Annotated in this window: 19 protein-coding genes; 11 read left to right on the top strand and 8 right to left on the bottom strand. The window is 60.1% G+C overall.

Features of this window, described 5'->3' with window-relative positions; genetic code table 11:
* Positions 1-36 precede the first annotated feature (36 nt).
* From AX768_RS07785 to AX768_RS07770, 4 genes are all read right to left on the bottom strand, one after another.
* Positions 37-840: an aldo/keto reductase gene (locus tag AX768_RS07785; protein ID WP_061999486.1), complete on the bottom strand. Its 804-nt coding sequence runs from the start codon at positions 838-840 to the stop codon at positions 37-39.
* 52 nt (positions 841-892) lie between these two features.
* Complete coding sequence (locus AX768_RS07780; RefSeq protein ID WP_061999485.1) at positions 893-1,627, bottom strand: glutathione S-transferase; 735 nt, start codon at positions 1,625-1,627, stop codon at positions 893-895.
* Between the two features lie 226 nt (positions 1,628-1,853).
* Positions 1,854-3,344 carry a Fic family protein gene (locus AX768_RS07775; RefSeq protein ID WP_061999484.1) on the bottom strand — a complete coding sequence of 497 codons (1,491 nt, stop codon included), beginning with the start codon at positions 3,342-3,344 and terminating at the stop codon, positions 1,854-1,856.
* Between the two features lie 93 nt (positions 3,345-3,437).
* On the bottom strand, positions 3,438-4,520 hold the full coding sequence (locus tag AX768_RS07770; RefSeq protein ID WP_061999483.1) for a YeiH family protein: 1,083 nt from the start codon (positions 4,518-4,520) through the stop codon (positions 3,438-3,440).
* Between the two features lie 106 nt (positions 4,521-4,626).
* On the opposite strand from AX768_RS07770, the gene AX768_RS07765 reads away from it, so the two are divergent.
* From AX768_RS07765 to AX768_RS07730, 8 genes are all read left to right on the top strand, one after another.
* Entirely contained in the window at positions 4,627-5,523 is an 897-nt protein-coding gene (locus AX768_RS07765; protein WP_061999482.1) for a LysR family transcriptional regulator, read from the top strand.
* A 159-nt stretch (positions 5,524-5,682) separates the two neighbouring features.
* Positions 5,683-6,498 carry a sugar phosphate isomerase/epimerase family protein gene (locus tag AX768_RS07760; RefSeq protein ID WP_155524195.1) on the top strand — a complete coding sequence of 272 codons (816 nt, stop codon included), beginning with the start codon at positions 5,683-5,685 and terminating at the stop codon, positions 6,496-6,498.
* A 23-nt stretch (positions 6,499-6,521) separates the two neighbouring features.
* Positions 6,522-7,496 (top strand): sugar kinase, encoded by a 975-nt coding sequence (locus tag AX768_RS07755; protein WP_062000856.1) that lies wholly within the window; start codon positions 6,522-6,524, stop codon positions 7,494-7,496.
* A 29-nt stretch (positions 7,497-7,525) separates the two neighbouring features.
* Complete coding sequence (locus AX768_RS07750; protein ID WP_061999481.1) at positions 7,526-8,824, top strand: MFS transporter; 1,299 nt, start codon at positions 7,526-7,528, stop codon at positions 8,822-8,824.
* 23 nt (positions 8,825-8,847) lie between these two features.
* Positions 8,848-9,816 (top strand): NAD(P)-dependent oxidoreductase, encoded by a 969-nt coding sequence (locus AX768_RS07745; RefSeq protein ID WP_061999480.1) that lies wholly within the window; start codon positions 8,848-8,850, stop codon positions 9,814-9,816.
* Positions 9,817-9,888: 72 nt separating this feature from the next.
* Complete coding sequence (locus AX768_RS07740; protein WP_061999479.1) at positions 9,889-10,938, top strand: LacI family DNA-binding transcriptional regulator; 1,050 nt, start codon at positions 9,889-9,891, stop codon at positions 10,936-10,938.
* A 36-nt stretch (positions 10,939-10,974) separates the two neighbouring features.
* The gene (locus AX768_RS07735; protein ID WP_061999478.1) at positions 10,975-11,793 is read left to right on the top strand and encodes a YhfC family intramembrane metalloprotease; all 819 of its coding nucleotides are present in this window, start codon (positions 10,975-10,977) and stop codon (positions 11,791-11,793) included.
* 1 nt (position 11,794) lies between these two features.
* On the top strand, positions 11,795-12,163 hold the full coding sequence (locus AX768_RS07730) for a DUF3022 domain-containing protein (RefSeq protein ID WP_061999477.1): 369 nt from the start codon (positions 11,795-11,797) through the stop codon (positions 12,161-12,163).
* Between the two features lie 17 nt (positions 12,164-12,180).
* On the opposite strand, the gene AX768_RS07725 is transcribed toward AX768_RS07730, so the two are convergent.
* Positions 12,181-12,609 carry a PGDYG domain-containing protein gene (locus AX768_RS07725; protein WP_061999476.1) on the bottom strand — a complete coding sequence of 143 codons (429 nt, stop codon included), beginning with the start codon at positions 12,607-12,609 and terminating at the stop codon, positions 12,181-12,183.
* Positions 12,610-12,735: 126 nt separating this feature from the next.
* Entirely contained in the window at positions 12,736-13,263 is a 528-nt protein-coding gene (locus tag AX768_RS07720; RefSeq protein ID WP_061999475.1) for a Spy/CpxP family protein refolding chaperone, read from the bottom strand.
* 259 nt (positions 13,264-13,522) lie between these two features.
* Here AX768_RS07720 and AX768_RS07715 point away from each other — a divergent pair, with 259 nt between their 5' ends.
* A complete protein-coding gene (locus AX768_RS07715) occupies positions 13,523-13,984 on the top strand; it encodes an Lrp/AsnC family transcriptional regulator (RefSeq protein ID WP_061999474.1) in 462 nt (153 codons plus the stop codon).
* A 149-nt stretch (positions 13,985-14,133) separates the two neighbouring features.
* Entirely contained in the window at positions 14,134-15,243 is a 1,110-nt protein-coding gene (locus AX768_RS07710) for a saccharopine dehydrogenase family protein (protein ID WP_062000855.1), read from the top strand.
* A gap of 37 nt (positions 15,244-15,280) precedes the next feature.
* On the opposite strand, the gene AX768_RS07705 is transcribed toward AX768_RS07710, so the two are convergent.
* Entirely contained in the window at positions 15,281-16,579 is a 1,299-nt protein-coding gene (locus AX768_RS07705; RefSeq protein ID WP_061999473.1) for a cation:proton antiporter, read from the bottom strand.
* 232 nt (positions 16,580-16,811) lie between these two features.
* Here AX768_RS07705 and AX768_RS07700 point away from each other — a divergent pair, with 232 nt between their 5' ends.
* Entirely contained in the window at positions 16,812-17,708 is an 897-nt protein-coding gene (locus AX768_RS07700) for a LysR substrate-binding domain-containing protein (RefSeq protein WP_197672635.1), read from the top strand.
* Here AX768_RS07700 and AX768_RS07695 read toward each other — a convergent pair.
* Positions 17,675-19,339 carry a GMC family oxidoreductase gene (locus tag AX768_RS07695; protein WP_061999471.1) on the bottom strand — a complete coding sequence of 555 codons (1,665 nt, stop codon included), beginning with the start codon at positions 19,337-19,339 and terminating at the stop codon, positions 17,675-17,677. The genes AX768_RS07700 and AX768_RS07695 overlap by 34 nt on opposite strands.
* Positions 19,340-19,341: the final 2 nt, after the last annotated feature.

Below are 19,341 nucleotides of genomic sequence, written 5' to 3'. Positions count from 1 at the left end.
GCACAAGACCGGGCTGTCCAGCATGCAACCGCTAATTCACCACTTGGGCGCGAAAGGCGGCTTGGCGTGGCGTTCGCCTTCGTCGAGGGCATCGATCTTTTTGATGTCGTCGGCGTCGAGCTTGAGTTTTTGCGAGTCCCAGTTCACCTGCTGATGTTCCGGATTCGTCGATGCAGACAGCACCACGATATCGCGCGACAGCAGCCACGCGAATGTCACTTGCGCGGCCGTCACGCCATGCTTCTTCGCGATTTCGTTGAGCGTCGGATCCTTGTGCGCACGGCTTTCGCCAAGCGGCATGTACGCTGTCGCCTTTACGCCGAGCTTTTGCGTCGCTTCGACCAGTTTGCGGTTGGCGAGGAACGGGCTGATCTCGAACTGGTTCGTCACGATACCTTCGCCGCCCGGCACCTTCAGCGCTTCTTCCAGCAGCGGTGCGGTGAAGTTCGACACGCCGAAATGGCGAATCAGCCCTTGCTTCTGCGCATCCTGGAATCCCGCGATGGTTTCTGCGATCGGCACCACGCTGTCGGGCGACGGCCAGTGGACAAGCGCCAGATCGATCGTGCCGATGTTCAGTTTCTTGTGGCTATCGACGAGACTCTTCACCACATCTTCTCTGCGCAACTGGTCGTGCCAGACCTTCGTCGTGACCCAGATGTCCTCGCGCGGAATGCCCGAATCGTGCACGCCTTTGCCGACGGACTCTTCGTTGTTGTAGAACTTCGCGGTATCGATATGGCGATAGCCGAGCTGCAGCGCGCTCTTGACTGCGTTCACGGTCTTTTCGGCATCCACACGAAAAGTACCCAGTCCAAATGAGGGAATCGTTTCAACCATCTGATGCTCCTTTGAGTACGGTTATTCAAGGGCCGAGCGAGTCCAGGCGCGCTCAGGCATCCTGATCCAGCTCGGGATAATGCCGGAAGATACCGGATTCATTGAAGGGAATCCGGCGTTCCGAATCGACATATGCGGCAATGTTGGGGCGATCCAGAACGGCGTCGTGGAGCGCTTGCACGTGCGGGTATTGCTTTGCGAATGTCCTGGTTGCGCGCGGGAAGGCATAGTGAAGGCCCTCGACAAGCTGGAATACCGACAGATCCACGTAGGTGATTTGATCGCCGACCATGTGTCTGGAACCGTGAGGATTCTGCTTGAGCACACGCTCGAAGTAACCGATGAACTTCGGAATCCGGTTGTCGATGAAATCCTTCGCCCGCGTTTTCGCCGCGTCCTTTTGGTCCTCGTAGTACAGGTCGGAGGCGAGCGGGTGATGGGTATCGTGGACTTCGGCCACCATGTCCGCGATGGTGAGTTGCAAACCGTTGGCAACGTAACGCAGCTTTTCGTCCTTGGGCGAAAGGCCGAGTTTGGGACCAAGGTAAAACAGGATGTTCGCGACTTGCGGCACGATCAGCTCGCCGTCTTTGAGAAAGGGCGGCGCGAAGGGAATATGTGGTTCGCTCTCGCTTTCGATGATCTTCATCATCGCGCCCGTGCCCTGGCCGTCTTTCTTGGCGCCGCGCGCCACATCGATGTAGTCCGCACCCGCATCTTCGAGTGCGAGCCGAACGAATTCGCCGCGACCCTGAAGGCCATCCCAGTAATAGAGCTCGTACGCCATTCGTAAGATCCTCATGTCTGAATGTTGGCGGGGTGAACTGGGAAGGGTAGCAACGGTTGTGCCGGTGGAAGCGCTGCAGGAGTGTCCTTGGCGAACTCGCCAATAAATCGCGCCGCGTAGTTGCAAAAGAGGGGATTGCGGTGCCCCCCGCTCGCAAAAAACTCGTTTAATTCGTAAAAGCCATATTTTCCGCGAGTTTCGAAGCGATTATTGAAAAAAGATCAGCCTAGTTTTCGTTCTTGCTACCAATAGCGCTAAAAAATGTATCTCGCACAATCTCCTGGATCCGGTCGAGCACCGTAGCTGGCAGATGGCTGAACTGCTTGCGCCGGTTCGCCGAGATGTTCCCTTGGTTGGACTGAATCATCCGTATCAAAGCGGAAATATCCTTTTGAGGCAGGTCGAACTCGGTATCGATTTGTCGAAAGGCGACGTCGTAACCGGTCAGCCATGCGAGCTCGCGTGGTATCTCCTCTTGGACGGCAAGTCGAATCATTTTGTGCAGAAACGCGACTTCCCGGGTTGCATCGAAAAACCGATAAGCCCGGCTCGGCGGCGATTCGATCACCATTGGGCTGACATCACCGCGCGTGTAGCGCCACAGATTAGTCACAGGACGCGAAAACCGGGTCAACACGGCGAGGTAATCCGGGATGTCCTTCAGGATGACTGCAGACACCGGAACGATGGCGCCTCCGGGAAGCGGAACTGACCTTGCCAGGACATGCTGAATTAGAAAACGATGAAGCCGGCCGTTGCCATCGAGGAACGGATGGATATATACAAATCCAAATGCAGCGCAGGCCGCTTTCACCAATACGTCATTGCATCGGCCTCGTTCGCTGACAAACGCTTCCCACCCGTCCATGAGGCGTCGCAAATCTTCGGGCGGTGGTGGAAAAAATGAGATTTTCCCGGTCGCATCTTCGAGCCAGTTTTGTGTCGTCCGATACGACGCTTCCTGGCTGAATACATCCCGCACAACGGTATTTTGCAAGTCGACCAGCCAGTCTTCGTCAACGACTACCGGTTCACCCGCGCGGCGCAAGAGCTGGATAAACCGTTCTTGTTTTTCCGAGCTCGGTTGCTCGCGCTCGATGGCAAAACTGCTGCGCGTTTCGGACAAGTTCAGATAGTTGACGGCGCGCTCATAAAGCGCCGGGTCGGATAAAGTTTCGAGAGTGCGCCTGGCTTCATCGAATAGTTCGATCATTGACGGCGCCTGGGGCACAACGTCGAGCCGGACGATGGGGCAAAAGTCGGCCGTACCCAGGGCGTTATCGCGAACGCGGAATTTCGGCTTGTTGACTGGCTTCTCAGCGGTGACGTAGGCCTCTCTTGGAAACAGATCAACGTATCCCCCGGCCATGGCGATTCCTGTGGTCGGTAGGTCACCGCCGGTAAGCCACTCCCACAAGTAGCATGCCCGTCGAATGTGATTTCCGGTTGGCGCAGCTTTAAGCCGGGTCGCAAGATCAACTGGCGAGATGTGCTGGAACGCGGCATCGATAACTTCCAGATTGACGCCTTCATGTCGCAGCGCGAATTCGAGATGGCCTACGGGCGAGTCGTCGACTGAAACATTTCTAGGAAATAGAATCCGGTCGTGCGTGTCGACTCTTCTATTGACGGAGCCGCTGGTCGATGCAGGCGCATCCAAGGGGCGAACCTGCAATGAGAATTGTTCGATAAGCCGTGCGTAGCCGATAAATGCCATAAGACTCGAAATTTTTTAACCGGATTCGAAATATCTTAACAAAAGCGGTCAATTCTCGGTCTCTAATCGAAAATTCCTCAGTTGTGGCGCTAACTATCCCAGCAACCGCTCCACACCCACCGTAATCGCCAGGCCGCCGCCAATCAGCCAGGCATACAAAATAGCCCCTGTCACCAGCGCACGCGGCCCGGCCTGACGAATCTGCGCGACCCTCGTTTCGATACCCAACGCCGTCATCGCCATGGTTAACGCGAACGTATCCAGCGTGTTCAGCGAATGTGTGGCCGCGGCGGGCAGAACGTGCAGCGAATTCACGATGACCAGTGCGAGGAACCCAAGCGCGAACCAGGGAATCGCGAGCTTGCGCTTTGTGCCATCCGCGCCATCGGCGCCATCCGCTGCATTGCGCGAGCGGTTCACCCACATGCCGATCACGAGCAGCACCGGCACGAGCAACATCACGCGCGTCATCTTCACGATGGTCGCAATATGCGTTGCTTCCGGGCTTATGTTGCTCGCGGCGCCCACGACCTGCGCCACTTCGTGAATCGTGCCGCCGAAGAACAAGCCGACTCCCAGCGTATCCAGATGCAGCCAGCCGAGATGCACGGCGAGCGGATAGAGGAACATTGAGAGCGTGCCGAACAGCACCACGCTGCCAACGGCCATCGCGCTCTTGTGCGGCTCGGATTGCAGCGTCGATTCGAACGCAAGAACGGCCGCCGCGCCGCATATCGCGCTTCCCGCGGCGGTCAGCAGGGCGGTATCGCGGTCGAGTTTCATCAGCTTCATGCCGGCCCACGTGCCGATTGCAAGCGTACTCACCACGACCAGCACCGATACCGTCAACCCCGGCAAGCCGACTTGCGCGATTTCCTGCAGGCTGACGCGCAGCCCGAAGAAGCCCACGGCGATGCGCAACAATTTACGGGCGGAGAAATTCACGCCTGATGCCCAGCTCTCCGGCATGCCGTCGCGCAGTACGTTGCCATAGATCGCACCCGCGACGATCCCGACGATCAGCTGACTCAAGCCCAGATTTGCAATGACCGGCAACGCCGACAATTGCGTCACCGCTGCGGCGAAGAGTGCGACGAACAAAATACCGTTCAGTTGGCCACGAGTCTGGCCGGCGAGGGCGGCATTCGGTGAGAGGGGCGTAGTGACGGAGGACATGGTTTTTTCACCTTGGTTTGATTTGCCAATCCTATTCTCGATATATCGATATGAAAAATCGTCATTTAGGATGTAAAGTATCAGTCCAGCCGATATTTTTCTTCAAATGACCCCTGACCAGCTTATAACCCTAGCGTTTGTTGCCGAACACGGAAATATCAGCCGGGCAGCGATCGCCCTGCATTTGTCGCAACCGGCGGTGTCGGGGCAATTGCGGCAGTTGCAGGACGAATTCGGCGAGCCGCTGTACCAGCGTGACGGCCGTGGCGTAAAGCTGACTGGTGCCGGCGAGCAGCTTGTCGTGTATGCCAATCGGATTCGCGAAACCTTCGCTCAGGCGCACGCATACCGGAATGCGCTGCGTGGCCTCGAAAGCGGCACCCTGCGAATCGGGGCGAGCACCACGCCCGCCAGTTATCTCCTGCCTTATCTGATAGCGGCGTTTCATCGGCAGCATCCGGACGTGACAATCCATACCATCGACGGCAACACGACCGAGATCGTCGCGGCGCTCGGCTCGCTCGATATCGCAATGATCGAAGGGCCGGTTGGCGCCGATCTGCCGCCCGGAACCGAAGTTGCGCAATGGCGCGAGGACGAGATTGTCGCGATTGCGCCGAGTGGCCATCCTCTGATTGCGGGGAATGGCGAGGCCACGCTTGAAGCGCTCTGTGCCGGGCCGCTGGTCTTGAGAGAAGCGGGGTCTGGCGTGCGCCAACTGGTCGAGCGTGCTTGCGCGCGGGCTGGCGTGCAGATGCGTGTCGCGCTGGAAATCGCGGGCGTGGAGGGTGTGAAGGAAGCGGTGCGGGCGGGAATGGGGATCGGTTTTGTATCGGCGATGTCGATGCGGCACGAGGACGACGCCTTGCAACGCTTGCGGATCGCGCCTGAACCACTCACGCGCCGGTTTTCGATTCTGATGCCGCATGCGGCGGCCCCATCGCGGGTAGCGGCGAGCTTTCGTGCGTTGTGTATGGAAGGCGACGGGGAAAATCACCGGTAGTCGGCTGCCGTAAGGGATTTCCATGATGGCAACCCGTCTGTCGCTGGCGGATCATCTCGGAAATGCACGGACGCTCACGCGTCTTTTTTAAATATCGTCTTTGGAACCGGTTCCAAGGCGACATTTCAGGCAAATCTGACCGTGGAATCCAGTCATTCCGTGAATCTGACCAAAAATACTGCTATTGCCGGAAATGTCCCCGTTGTGATCGTTGCGAGCGCTTTTGGCGTCGAATCGATCCGCCGCGATGGTCACGCAATATGGGCCGAAGTCGCGGCGCGAGCGGGTGCGGCGGGGTTCGAAGTGCGTCGGGAACTGTTTGCCGATAACACGCAATCCCAGCCCGACTCCCTCCGCGAACTCGGCGATAAAATCCGCGCAGCCGGGATCTGGCCTGTGTATTCCACGCCGGCAACGCTCTTTGACGACCATGGCGCGCTCGATGAAACCGCCATGACCCAAACGCTTGCCGAAGCCGACGCGCTCGGCGCGCGCATCGTCAAGTTTCAGTTGGGCGGGTCGGCAACCACGGGCACGGCGACCGCTGCAGACACGCTCGAGCGGCTGATTGCAGGAATCGCTGACTCGAAAGCCAAGGTCGTGGTCGAGAACGGCCAATTGAAAGCAGGCGGCACGATCGACGCATTCGCGGCCTTGTTCGAAGCGTTGAAACCCCGCACGCATGCGCTGTCGATGACCTTCGATACCGGCAACTGGCGCTGGGCCGATCAGGATCCGATGGAGGCGGCGCGGCGCCTGTCCAGCTACGTCACCTACGTGCATTGCAAGGCGGTCCAGGGCGAAGGCGCGCGACGTTTCGCAACCGCGCCCGCAATCGGCGACACGTCCTTCGCCACGCTACTGAAACACCTCCCGCGCGACGTCCCACGCGGTATCGAATTTCCGTTCGACCCTGCGCATCTTGCCGATGACGCCGCGCGCTACGTCAAACAAATAGCATCGACTGATCAATGAACATGACCCAAGAAAAACCGAACATGAATCCAGCACTCGATGTCGTGACTTACGGCGAAGCAATGACGCTGTTCGTCGCGACGGAAACCGGCGATCTCGCGAAGGTCGGCCACTTTGCAAAACGCGTTGCCGGCGCCGATCTGAACGTGGCGATCGGCTTGTCGCGGCTCGGCTTCAAGGTCGGCTGGATGAGCCGCGTCGGCCGCGATTCATTCGGCCGGTACGTGCTCGATGTACTCGCGCAGGAGGGCATCGACTCGAGCCGCGTGACTATCGACGAGCGCTATCCGACGGCGTTCCAGCTCAAGTCCAGGAACGATGACGGCAGCGATCCGGCCATCGAGTATTTCCGCAAGGGTTCGGCGGCGAGCCATTTGTCGCTCGATGACTACGTCGCCGACTACGTGCTCGGCGCGCGCCATTTGCATCTGACGGGCGTGGCGCCTGCGATCTCGGGCACATCGCGCGAACTCGCGTTCCACATGGCGGCCGAAATGCGCAAGGCCGGCAAGACCATTTCCTTCGATCCGAACCTGCGCCCCACGCTCTGGCCGTCGCAAGAAGCAATGGCCGAGGCGCTCAACGCGCTCGCCGCGCACGCGGACTGGGTGTTGCCCGGCGTGAGCGAAGGCAAGATCCTGACGGGCTACACGACGCCGGAGGACATTGCCCGGTTCTATCTGGATCAGGGCGCGAAGGGCGTCGTGGTGAAGCTCGGCGCGCATGGCGCGTATTTCCGCACCGCGGACAACGACCAGGGCACCGTGCCGGCGATTCCGGTTGAGAAGGTCGTGGACACCGTAGGCGCCGGTGATGGTTTCGCCGTCGGCGTGGTAAGCGCCTTGCTGGAAGGACGCGATGTACGTCACGCGCTGACGCGCGGCAACCGCATCGGCGCGCTGGCAATCCAGGTGATCGGCGACAGCGAAGGCCTGCCGACCCGCGCGGAACTCGACAAGCTGGAACAAGCACCCGCCACCACCACGGTCGCCTCATAACGCGCGCACGCCCACGGACGGAGACAGTCATGCAACAAGCCAGCGACAGCACGACGAACAAACCCACGCTTGCGGTGCGCCGCTGGTGGACGATCATGCCGATCGTATTCATCACCTACAGCCTTGCCTACCTCGACCGGGCGAACTTCGGTTTTGCATCGGCGGCGGGGATAAACCATGACCTCGGGATCAGCAAGGGGCTGGCATCGCTGATCGGCGCGTTGTTTTTCCTCGGCTATTTCTTCTTCCAGATTCCCGGCGCGATCTACGCCGAACGGCGCAGCGTCAAGAAGCTCGTGTTCGTGAGCCTGGTCCTGTGGGGCGGATGCGCGGCGCTGACCGGTGTAGTCACGAACATTCCGTCGCTGATGGCGCTGCGCTTCGTGCTCGGCATCGTGGAAGCAGCCGTGATGCCGGCCATGCTGATCTTCATCTCGAACTGGTTCACGAAGTCCGAACGCTCGCGCGCCAACACGTTCCTGATTCTCGGCAATCCGGTGACGGTGCTGTGGATGTCCGTGGTCTCGGGTTATCTGATCAACTCCTTTGGCTGGCGCCATATGTTCATCGTGGAAGGCGCGCCGGCAATCATCTGGGCAGTGATCTGGTGGTTTATCGTGCAAGACAAACCGGCGCAGGTGAAGTGGCTTTCGGATCAGGAAAAGCGCGATCTCGACGAAACCCTGCGCGCGGAACAAGCCGCCATCAAACCGGTCAAGAACTATGGCGAGGCGTTCAAGTCGCCGGCCGTGATGAAACTCTCGGCGCAGTATTTCTGCTGGAGCATCGGCGTGTATGGCTTCGTGCTGTGGCTGCCGTCGATTCTCAAGAACGCGTCCTCGTTCGGCATGGTCGAGACCGGCTGGCTGTCCGCCGTGCCTTATCTCGCGGCGACCATTGCGATGATCGCGGCGTCGTGGGCATCGGACAAACTGGAGCGCCGCAAGCTTTTTGTATGGCCGTTCCTGCTGATCGGCGCGTTTGCTTTCGCGGGGTCGTACTTGCTGGGATCGACGAATTTCTGGGCGTCGTATGCGTTGCTCGTGATTGCCGGCGCCGCCATGTACGCGCCTTACGGCCCGTTCTTTGCGATCGTGCCGGAACTCTTGCCGAAGAACGTCGCAGGCGGCGCCATGGCGCTGATCAACAGCATGGGCGCGCTCGGCTCGTTCGTGGGTTCCTACGTCGTCGGGTATCTGAACGGCGCGACGGGGTCGCCTGCGGCATCGTACGTGTTCATGAGTGCGGCGCTCGTCGCTGCCGTCATACTGACCCTGGCTGTAAAACCGCAACCCGTTGCGCCTGCCGCCAAATTCGCAGCGCACTAAATCTGACTTTCAGGACCCGTTCGATGAAAAAGAAAATCGTCGCGTACAAGCCGCTGCCCGCGGACGTGCTTGCCTACTTGCAGGAACACGCGGACGTTACCACCGTCGATCCGAAGCAGCACGACGCATTTGTCGCCGCATTGAAAGATGCCGATGGCGCCATTGGCGCCAGTACGCAGATCACGCCCGCAATGCTGGAAGGCGCAACGAAGCTCAAGGCGCTCGCAACGGTGTCCGTTGGTTTCGATGCTTTCGATATCGCCGACCTGAATCGCCGCGGCATCGTGCTGACGAACACGCCCGACGTGCTGACCGAATCGACCGCGGATACCGTCTTCGCGTTGATTCTGGCGAGCGCGCGCCGTGTCGTGGAACTGGCCGACTGGGTGAAAGAGGGCAAATGGACCAAGAGCATTGGCGAGGAACAATTCGGTGTCGATGTGCAAGGCAAGACGCTGGGAATCATCGGCCTGGGACGGATTGGCGGCGCCGTTGCAAGGCGTGCGTCGCTGGGCTTCCGGATGAACGTGCAGTACACGAATCGCAGCCGGAATGAACAAGCGGAACGCGATTACGGCGCGAAGAAAGTCGAGTTGGACGAGTTGCTCGCGACCTCCGATTTCGTGCTGCTGCAAGTGCCGCTGACCGCCGAGACGCGCAATCTAATCGGCGCGGCGCAACTGAAGAAGATGAAGCCGAGCGCGATCCTGATCAATGCATCGAGGGGACCGACCGTCGATGAAGACGCCCTGATCGAAGCGCTGCAAAACGGGACGATCCTCGCCGCGGGTCTCGATGTGTTCGTGAAAGAACCGCTTGCCGCGTACTCGCCGTTGCTCAAGCTGAAGAACGTGGTCGCACTGCCGCACATTGGTTCGGCCACACACGAAACCCGGCACGCGATGAACAAGAACGCCGCCGAGAACCTGATCGGCGCGCTCGACGGCACGTTGACCAACAACATGGTGAATCCGGAAGCACTGAAGCGCTGAGCGGCGTTGCCTTCAATCCGCCTTGGTAGATAAAGCGCGCTCTGGCGCGCTTTATTTTTACTGCACGAGACCATGCCAAAAGACAACTTTTCCACCGAACGCCGCGCGACCATCACGGATGTCGCCCGCGAAGCCGGCACCGGTAAGACCAGCATCTCGCGGTATCTGAATGGCGAGACGGGCGTGCTGTCCACGGACCTTCGCGAGCGCATCGAGGAGGCGATTGCCAAGCTCGATTATCGGCCGAACCAGATGGCGCGCGGGCTGAAACGCGGGCGCAACAGGCTGATCGGCATGTTGCTTGCCGACCTGACCAATCCGTATTCGGTGGAAGTGCTGCAGGGCGTCGAGGCGGCGTGCCACGCTTTCGGGTATATGCCGCTCATCTGCCACGCGGCCAACGAGGTGGATCTCGAACGGCGGTACTTGCAATTGCTGAGTACGTATCGTGTGGAAGGCGTGATCGTGAATGCGCTCGGCGTGAAGGAGGAGACGCTGGAAACGCTCGCAAGCGGCGGGGTGCCGGTAGTGCTGGTCGATCGTTCGATCGATGGCCTGGTGACCGACATGGTCGGCCTCGACAACACCGCAGCGGTCGCATCAGCGATCCGCCATCTGGCGGAGCAGGGTTTCGATGAACTCGTATTCGTGGTGCAGCCTTTCACGCATGTGAGTTCGCGCCGCGTGCGCGAGACGGCGTTTCGTGACACTATCGGCGCCCTTGGAGTGTCGGGCGCGACAGTCGTGCTCGACCTGGATGATGACAAACTGGCGGCCGAGGCGCTTGCCGGAATCGATACCCGTATCGGCGAGAACCGGCAACGCAACCGCCGCATTGCGTTGTTCGCGGCGAACGCGCCGGTTGCGTTGCGCGTCGCGCTGCATATGAAAGAGCGCCATGGCGCCGCGTGGCAGCGGCACGTGGCGCTGATGTGTATCGATGATTCCGAGTGGGCCGAACTAGCCGGAATGACGACTGTGCGCCAGCCGACCTATACCATAGGGGAGCGCGCCGTCGAATTCCTGCACGAGCGCATCGAGGGCGCGGTCATGGCGCCGCGCGAATGCCTGCTGCCGGGCGAACTGGTCGTGCGCACGTCGACGCTTGCGGGCAACATCTAGCATCTGGCCGAACATGGTTTTTGAGGATATTGATTCATGGTAAGTGTATTGACGCTGGTTTGCCTCACGCTTGCAACGCTGCTGATTGCGGCCTTGCCTTTCTGGCTCTACCGGAAAATGCGGCCGCAGTACGGGTTCGGGCGGCGCGATGTGATCGTCGGGATTGCGGTATTCGCGCTTTTTTCGATGGTCATCGAACGGGGCCTGCATGGCCTCATGCTGAGCAATGCGACGACCGTCGGCTTGTTGATGAACCCCGCGTTGTTCGTGATCTATGGCGCGCTGGCTACTGGTATCTGCGAAGAAGTGGGCCGCTTCGCCGGCATGAAATGGCTGATCCGGCGCGATCCTGCGTCGCTGCAAAAGCCGGGGACGGCGCTGGGTTACGGAATCGGGCATGGTGGCGCGGAAGCGTGGCTTGTCGGCGTGCTGGTTCAGCTTCAGTGGCTTTTGTATGCCACGCTCGCCGATCGCAACATGCTCGATCAATATTTCACCAGTGTTCCCGCAGAATCGCTGCTGCGCTTGCATATGGTGCTGGGCAGCCTGACGCCTGAATCCGCGGGACTGTTCCTGGTCGAACGCGCTGCGGCGTTCGTGTTCCAGATCGGCTTCTCTGTTGTGATGTGGCACATGTTGCGCGAGCGTTTCCGCTTCACGCTGCCGTTCATGATCGTGGCGCATGCGCTGATTGCGTTGCCCATTGCGCTGTATCAGGCGCGCTTGATCCCACTGCTCGCGGCAGACGCCGTGTATCTCGTGTTCGGCCTGATCGTGATGCGTGCGTTGCGCCGGTATTTTATCGGCGTGAGGGTTGCGTCCGACCGTGCGGCGCGAGCGAAGAACGGAGTCTGAGATGAGCGACGAATATCAGTTCGAATGTCCGAGCGCCGACATCGAAATCCTGGCGCGCGTGATCAGCGACCTGTTCCCGGAACAGACGCAATTCGTTGAACGCCCCGGCGACGATGGCCGGCTTTCGCTCGTCGTCCATTACATCGCGATGCGTTTCGGGACAACGGCGCGCCGCATTGCCATCGACATCCGCTTCGATCCCGCCGCGCTCGCGCGCTATCGGGCGATGCAGCCGCGCATGCACGCGCGCAGTTACGCGGTGCTGCGGGCGTATGTGGAAACGGAACTGGGCGCGCTTGAAGAGATGTACGCGAACGGGGAAACAGTGCCGCGTAACGTGGAGATCGACATGGGCGACGATTTCGCGTGACCCGGACGCTTGATTGCTTAAGCCGGCTTATAAACCTTCGCGAAACGCGCTGCTTTGACTACACCGTAGTCGCCCGGCGCGTACTGCATGACCCAGTCGCCTGCCACGCCGTGCAATACATCGCCGGCTTCCGATCTCGCGATTGAAAACGACTCGTGCATTTGTTTCGCAAGCACGACAACCGGAATGTTTCGATACACGCCCGCGTCGCCGTGCTCGACGCCATCGTGCGGAAGGTATTTCGCATTGAAACGATCTCGCGAAACCACCCAGCGTTCACCCGTCGCGCCGGTGATCAGCGCATCGCCGGTTTCATAGCGGTTCGGACCTTCCAGACTCATCAGCGAGCCCGGTTCATGCGCGAACTGGACATGGACGGCTTCGTCCTTCACCACGCGTTGGGTGGCGGAGTCGGCAGTCAGGTCAAGGTGGGTAATCGATGTCATGTACGGTGCCGGGAGAGGCGGAAGCTTTGGAGACCGGAATCGTAACGCCAAGCCTTGCAGTTCGCACACAACAAAAACAAAGAGCGCTTGCACCGGTAACCCGATACAAGCGCTTGTTTCTCCAACTTACGGCTTGGTTGAAGACGCTGCGTCCGGCGCGATGCTGTCCGGCGTAGCCTTGCTGCGCGGTGCGCGGCGGCCCTTGTGCTCGCCGCGTTGCGCCGTCTGATGGAAGCTGGCGTCGGCGAGCTTCTTCTGTTCCGGCGAAAGGCTCGAGTAAAGCGGCTCGAATGCATCGACGAGGCGCTTCGTGCCGTCGGCTTGCGCTTGCGTGATCTGCGCGTACTGCTTCATGTCGTCGACCGCCGTGGTGTTCGTCCCGAGCGCGATACGCTGGCGATACAACTCACCAATGGTGTGGCCGTTTTCACGCATGACATCGGCGAACTTGTTCCATTGATCTTCCTGTGCCGAAGTGATCTTGAGCTTGCTGTGCAGATCGGCAATGCGTTGCTCGACGCGTGCTTCGCGTGCCTGACCGCGCGCCGATTCAGGCGCCGACGCTCCCGCAGGCGAGGCGGCCGGCGCGGAAGACTGTGCAAATGCGGTCGAAAGAGCGAGCGAGGCGGCCAGTGCAACGAGTGTTTTTTTCATGGGTGACACCTTGGGTCCATTAAGAAGGGGCAAGCGATACACACAAATACCGCATGTGCTGCTTGGCAACGCGCTATTAATATCACGTTAGCGCGCGGCTCTGCTTTGGTTGCCACAACTGCTTACAACCGATACGACTGCGAAAAATTCGCGCGAGACCACGGAGTTTAACCAACCTGATGCATCGTGCGCAGGTTGAGCCTCATGCTTTAATACCTGGAAGCCCTAACGCGTTGTAATAACAAAAGGAAATTGTTCCATGCGACCGCCGCGTCTCGATCAACTTGACGATATCGACCGCAACCTCGTTGCTTCATTGCAGGTGAACGCACGCGAGAGCGTGTCGGAACTCGCGCGCCAGCTTGGCATCGCACGCACTACAGTGATTGCCAGGCTCGCGCGGCTCGAAAAGACCGGCGTGATTGCGGGTTATGGCGTGCGGCTCGGACAAGACGTGCTCGACGCGAGCATCCAGGCATACGTTGGCATCAAACTCGCGCCGAAGTACGGCCGCGACGTGCAAAAGCGCTTCGCCAGGATGCCCGAAATGCAACTGCTTTGCGCGGTCAGCGGCGAGTTTGACTACGTTGCGTGGCTGCGGGCCGATTCGCCTGACAGACTCAACGACCTGCTCGATGAAATCGGCGGTCTTGAGGGCGTCGAGCGCACCACCACGTCCATCATTCTTGCGCGCAAGGTGGACCGAGGTGGCATGAATTGAATGACACCTTGACGTTTTGTATCGAAAGATCGTCAAAATGTCGAAATTAGATGTCGAATCGCATCTTTTTGTGCCTTTTATCAATATTCATGCGCTCCTAAACTGGTGTCCAGGGATTTGCCCCCAGGACGCCCATCAAGGAGATGAACATGAAAATAGCCCTCATCGGCGCCGGCCTGATTGGCCAGAGCATCGCCCGGATGCTGCGTGAAACCGGCGACTATGAAGTCGTCGTTTTCGACCGAGACGCCCACGCGCTCAGCCTGCTCGAAGCGCAGGACATCCCGACCCGGCGCGTCAATTCCGCCGATGCCAATGCGTTGCGCCTCGCCCTGCAAGGTTTCGATGCGCTCATCAATGCCATGCCTTATTACCTTGCCGTAACTGTTGCCACGGCTGCGAAGGCGGCCGGGGTGCATTACTTCGACCTGACCGAAGACGTGCGCGCCACCCACGCAATCCGCGCAATCGCCGAGGATTCCACGCATGCATTCATGCCGCAATGCGGGCTGGCGCCGGGGTTTATCGGCATTGTCGCGAATGAACTGGCGCAGCGGTTCACCGAGTTGCGCGAGGTCAAGATGCGCGTCGGCGCATTGCCCGAATTCCCGACGAACGCATTGAAGTACAACCTGACGTGGAGTATCGACGGCCTGATCAACGAATATTGTCAGCCCTGCGAAGCCATTCGCGACGGCAGTACACAATGGGTGCAGCCACTGGAAGGCCTGGAGCATTTTTCTCTCGATGGCACCGAGTACGAGGCGTTCAACACCTCAGGCGGCCTTGGCACGTTGTGCGAGACGCTGGCGGGGAAAGTGGAATCGCTCGATTACAAGTCGGTGCGTTACCCGGGGCATCGTGAGCTGATGAAGTTCCTGCTCGATGACCTGCGGATGTCGAGCGATCGTGACGGATTGAAGGCGATGCTGCGGCGCGCAGTCCCCGCGACGGCGCAGGACGTCGTGCTGGTTTTTGTCACGGCCACCGGCATGCGCGACGGACGTCTGGTGCAGGACGTTTTCACGCGGAAGATTTTCGCGAAGAAGGTCTGCGGTGTATCGATGAGCGCGATCCAGATCACGACCGCTGGAGCCGTTTGCGCAGAACTCGATTTGTTCCGTGACGGCGTCTTGCCGGAAAGCGGTTTTATCCGGCAGGAACAGGTTCCTCTGCAGGCGTTTCTCGATAACCGTTTCGGACGGCTGTATGAAGGGGCGCGGGAAATAGCCGGCGTGCGGGAGCTTGTCGAAGCTTGAGGAGAGCCGGGGGCGGCTGGACACGCCGCCCTTGACTTCAACCCTTATAGCGGTTCATCAACGGCGTAGACGTAATGCCATGCATGATGACCGACGCCGCGATCACCGCAAGTACCAGCGGTACCAGCGGTTGTGCGGCGCTTCGTGGCGCATGTTCCAGCGCGTACAGCAAATAATAAAACGAGCCCACGCCGCGAATGCCGAACCAGCTCGTGAGCAGCCTCTGTGATCGTGTTGCCGAAGAGCCGATCAGTGACGCTTGCACCGAAATCGGCCGCGCCACGAAGAACAGCAGCGCGACAATGGCTGCGCCGCGCCACGTGAAGAGGTGATCCCAGACATCGGCGAGCACGCTGCCGACCATCAGCATGACCGCGACTTCGGCGATGCGCTCGAGTTCTATCGTGAAGCCGAGCACCCGCTCCGCGACGAACGCATGCGCGCGGTCGGGATCGGACGCCGTTGCGCCCACGTCCTGCGCATCGATCTTGCCGACGGCTTCGTGGACGGATTTATCGCCGCTTGCTTTTTGTTCGACACGGCGCATCGCGAGGCCGGCGGCGAAGACGGCGAGAAATGCGTAGGTATGCATCAGTTCAGCGATGCCGTACGAAAGCGCGATCAGGCCGAGCGCGTAAAAGCCCTCAGGCCCGAGCGCGAGGCTGTGGCGTGTGCGCAGGTACGCAATCAGCCGCACGGCAAGGTCACCCAGAAGCCAGCCGACGGCCAGCGCCCCCGCGACACCCCACATTGCATCAGCGGCGAAATGCCAGCTCAACGCCTGTTGCGGCGATGCCTCGTAGTTGCACACCGCAATACCCAGCAGCGCAAACGGCAGCGCGATGCCATCGTTCAGGCCGCCTTCGCCAGTGAGCGAAAAGCGCAGAAGGTCGACATCGCCCGGGACCTGGACTTGCACGTCGTGGGCGAGTACGGGGTCGGTGGGCGCGAGCATCGCGGCGATCAGCAATGCGGGTCCCCAGCTCATATGCAGCAGGTAGACGCAGGCGAGCGTCATGATGGCGACGGTCGCGACCATCGCGACCAGGCCCAGACGCAGGGGCAATAGCCAGATTCGGTCGGTCGGCGGCACACGCAGGCGCAGGCCGATCGCAAAAAGCGACACGAGCATGGCGACTTCGGTGATCCGGCGCAGCAGCGTGGCGTCGCCGAGCAGGTCGATCTTGAGCAGGCCGAAGCCAAACGGGCCAAGGCCGAAGCCGATGGCGAGATAAACCATTGCACTGCTGATGGGGAGTTCTTTGAACGTCGAGCTGGCAAGCCCCATGAAGATGAGCACACCGCCAACGACGAGAAACCATATCGTTTCGGTCATGAGAGCCTGAGGTGGATGCGACGTAAGCCATTTGGGAGCAAGGTGCGTGCCACAAAACCATACCAGGCGAATAATGCCGTCAGGCGTGTTCGGTCTTTCTTGCATGAGATTATGAAATCGTCACAGTTCGGGCGGCGGCCTGCGTAAGATCACGCGAACGTCGGGACATGCCAGCGTTCCCAAACCACGAACCATCGAACCATCGAATCACCGAATCCCTGTGAAACGCAAAATGCCTGCGCTCAATGCGCTAAAAGCCTTCGAAGCAGCCGGCACGACCGGCAGCTTCACCCGCGCCGCCACGCTGCTCAACGTTACGCAGAGCGCCGTGAGCCGGCAGGTCCGGCAACTGGAGGAGCAGGTCGGCGAGACGCTTTTTTCGCGCCGTCATCAGCATCTGGTGCTGACGCCGAGCGGCCGTGTGCTTCTGCGCGCGTTGCAGCAGTCGTTCGACAAGATCGAGCTGACAGTGCGCGCGATCAGCCAGAAAAACGATGTCAACCGGCTTCGCATCAACGTTCCGCCTACCTTTGCGGCCCGCTGGCTCGTACCGCGGCTCGGACGGCTGCGTGAGGCTTTCCCGGAACTGGACCTGAGCATTACGACGCGCGTGGATGACGGCATCGCGGATTCGAACCGGCTGGATTGCGCGGTTCGTTTTGGCGATGGCGAATGGAACAACCTCGAAAGCACCTTGCTGATGCACGAACGGCATATTGCGGTGGCGTCGCCGGCTTTGCTCGATCGTGAGAGTGAGGGCACGCCGGTCGATTTGAACCGCTTCACGCTGTTGCATGTGCTGTCTGGCGAAGACCAGCGCTATCTCACATGGCAGCATTGGCTGGATGCGGCGCGTATCGAAGGCGTGGATACGGACGGCGGCCATGAGTTCGATGTGCTCGACTTGTCGATACAAGCGGCAGTTGACGGCATGGGAATCACCATCGCCGATCGTCATATGATCGCGGCCGAACTGGCCTCGGGACAGTTGCGGCAAGTGCTCGATGTGGAGATCGAGGGTCGCCAGTCATACTGGTTCGTGCTGCGTCCCGAGCAGCGTGCAAGCGGGACGCAGCGCCTGTTCCAGCAGTGGCTTCAGGCCGAAGCGGCGGCGAGTGCTTCGCGCTGAACGAAGCTTGGCGCGGTGGCGTCGTCGAGGATCATTTGCGCGGCTTTTTCCGCGACCATCATGACCGGCGCATTGATGTTGCCCGACGTGACGTTCGGAAAGATCGATGCGTCCACGATCCGCAACGCCTCCATGCCGTGCACACGCAAGCGGTTATCGACCACGGCGGTCCGCGCGTCCGGGCCCATCGCGCATGAACCGCACAGGTGGTAGATCGAACCGCTGTTCTCGCGGAAATATTCGAGCATGGCGGCGTCGTCGCCTTCGGGCACAGCCGATTGCCCCGGCAGCGTTTCTTCGACCGTTACCGTGCGCAATGCAGGCGCCTGCATGATGGAGCGGATCAGGCGGCTGCCCTGAATCACTTCATTGATATCCTTTTGCGTCGTCAGATAGTTCGCGCGGATCAGGGCGGCATCGGCGGGATTCGCCGATGCTATTTCGATTGATCCACGGCTCGTCGGACGGCACGGATTGAACGCGAGCAGGAAACCGGGATACGGCTCGGGCGTGAGTTGCGAGCGGCTCGACTTCGGAATCCGGTACGACAGCGGATTGAAGTAAAGCTGCATGTTTGCGTGCTTGCTATCTGGATCCGTGCTGAAAAAACCGCCGGCCTGGTTCACGCTCATCGCAAGCGGTCCCTTGCGCGTCAGCAGATATTGCAGACCGAGTTTCAGCTTGCCCAGAAGCGAGCCGAATTCGCCGTTGAGCGTCGGCATGTTCGCGCGATAGTAGTAACTCGCACACAGATGATCCTGGAGGTTCTGGCCGACGGCAGGCAGCGCATGCACGACAGGAATCCCGTGGCGCGCGAGCAGCGCGGCCGGACCCACGCCCGAAAGTTGCAGCAGCTTTGGGGTATCGACGGCGCCCGCGCACAGCAGCACTTCGCGTTTTGCATTGAAGATGCGCGTGACGCCGTTCTGCGAAACTTCGACGCCGGTGGCGCGCCGTCCATTGAATAAGACGCGTGTCGTCAGCGCATGATGTTCAATGCTCACGTTCGCGCGTTTCAATGCCGGCTCCAGATAACCCACATTGCTCGATGCACGCTGGCCGTTATGCGTGTTCACGTCGTACACGCCGACACCTTCTATGTGCGCGCCGTTGAAGTCATCGTTGCGCGCAAACTTCAGTTCGTCGCAGGCATCGAGGAAATGACGCGTGACGGGATGAATGCCATCTTTCATCGATGTCACGTGAATCGGGCCGTTCGAGCCGTGCATGGCGGTGTCGCCCGCGGCGTGCGTCTCGAGCTTGCGGAAGTACGGAAGCACGTCCTTGTACGACCAGCCAGCGTTCCCGGCGGCCGCCCAGTCGTCGAAGTCGCGTGGTGCGCCGCGCACGAAGATCATGGCGTTGATGGAGCCGGAGCCGCCCTGGACCTTGCCTCGCGGCGCATAGATCTTGCGGCCGGCGAGTTCTGCTTCCGGCTCGGAGTAGTACATCCAGTTGCAGTCCGGATCGTAGTACGTCTTTGCAAAACCCACGGGTATCTTGAACCAGAACGAATCGGCCTTGCCGCCGGCTTCGAGCACCAGCACGGTGTGTCGTCCCGATGCCGACAGCCGTTCAGCCAGGATGCAGCCCGCCGATCCGGCGCCCACAATGATGTAGTCGTAAGTCATAT

The organism is Burkholderia sp. PAMC 28687, from assembly GCF_001577465.1.
GTDB lineage: Bacteria > Pseudomonadota > Gammaproteobacteria > Burkholderiales > Burkholderiaceae > Caballeronia.
This window is presented reverse-complemented; position numbering and strand designations above follow the sequence as displayed.

Excerpts from the sequence above, each read along its gene's own strand:
- AX768_RS07740 (WP_061999479.1), top strand. The coding sequence starts at position 9,889 with ATGCCAAAAGACAACTTTTCCACCGAACGCCGCGCGACCATCACGGAT.
- AX768_RS07780 (WP_061999485.1), bottom strand. The coding sequence starts at position 1,627 with ATGGCGTACGAGCTCTATTACTGGGATGGCCTTCAGGGTCGCGGCGAA.
- AX768_RS07755 (WP_062000856.1), top strand. The coding sequence starts at position 6,522 with ATGAATCCAGCACTCGATGTCGTGACTTACGGCGAAGCAATGACGCTG.
- AX768_RS07745 (WP_061999480.1), top strand. The coding sequence starts at position 8,848 with ATGAAAAAGAAAATCGTCGCGTACAAGCCGCTGCCCGCGGACGTGCTT.
- AX768_RS07725 (WP_061999476.1), bottom strand. The coding sequence starts at position 12,609 with ATGACATCGATTACCCACCTTGACCTGACTGCCGACTCCGCCACCCAA.
- AX768_RS07700 (WP_197672635.1), top strand. The coding sequence starts at position 16,812 with ATGCCTGCGCTCAATGCGCTAAAAGCCTTCGAAGCAGCCGGCACGACC.
- AX768_RS07770 (WP_061999483.1), bottom strand. The coding sequence starts at position 4,520 with ATGTCCTCCGTCACTACGCCCCTCTCACCGAATGCCGCCCTCGCCGGC.
- AX768_RS07775 (WP_061999484.1), bottom strand. The coding sequence starts at position 3,344 with ATGGCATTTATCGGCTACGCACGGCTTATCGAACAATTCTCATTGCAG.
- AX768_RS07785 (WP_061999486.1), bottom strand. The coding sequence starts at position 840 with ATGGTTGAAACGATTCCCTCATTTGGACTGGGTACTTTTCGTGTGGAT.
- AX768_RS07705 (WP_061999473.1), bottom strand. The coding sequence starts at position 16,579 with ATGACCGAAACGATATGGTTTCTCGTCGTTGGCGGTGTGCTCATCTTC.
- AX768_RS07750 (WP_061999481.1), top strand. The coding sequence starts at position 7,526 with ATGCAACAAGCCAGCGACAGCACGACGAACAAACCCACGCTTGCGGTG.
- AX768_RS07735 (WP_061999478.1), top strand. The coding sequence starts at position 10,975 with ATGGTAAGTGTATTGACGCTGGTTTGCCTCACGCTTGCAACGCTGCTG.
- AX768_RS07695 (WP_061999471.1), bottom strand. The coding sequence starts at position 19,339 with ATGACTTACGACTACATCATTGTGGGCGCCGGATCGGCGGGCTGCATC.
- AX768_RS07710 (WP_062000855.1), top strand. The coding sequence starts at position 14,134 with ATGAAAATAGCCCTCATCGGCGCCGGCCTGATTGGCCAGAGCATCGCC.
- AX768_RS07765 (WP_061999482.1), top strand. The coding sequence starts at position 4,627 with ATGACCCCTGACCAGCTTATAACCCTAGCGTTTGTTGCCGAACACGGA.
- AX768_RS07715 (WP_061999474.1), top strand. The coding sequence starts at position 13,523 with ATGCGACCGCCGCGTCTCGATCAACTTGACGATATCGACCGCAACCTC.
- AX768_RS07720 (WP_061999475.1), bottom strand. The coding sequence starts at position 13,263 with ATGAAAAAAACACTCGTTGCACTGGCCGCCTCGCTCGCTCTTTCGACC.
- AX768_RS07730 (WP_061999477.1), top strand. The coding sequence starts at position 11,795 with ATGAGCGACGAATATCAGTTCGAATGTCCGAGCGCCGACATCGAAATC.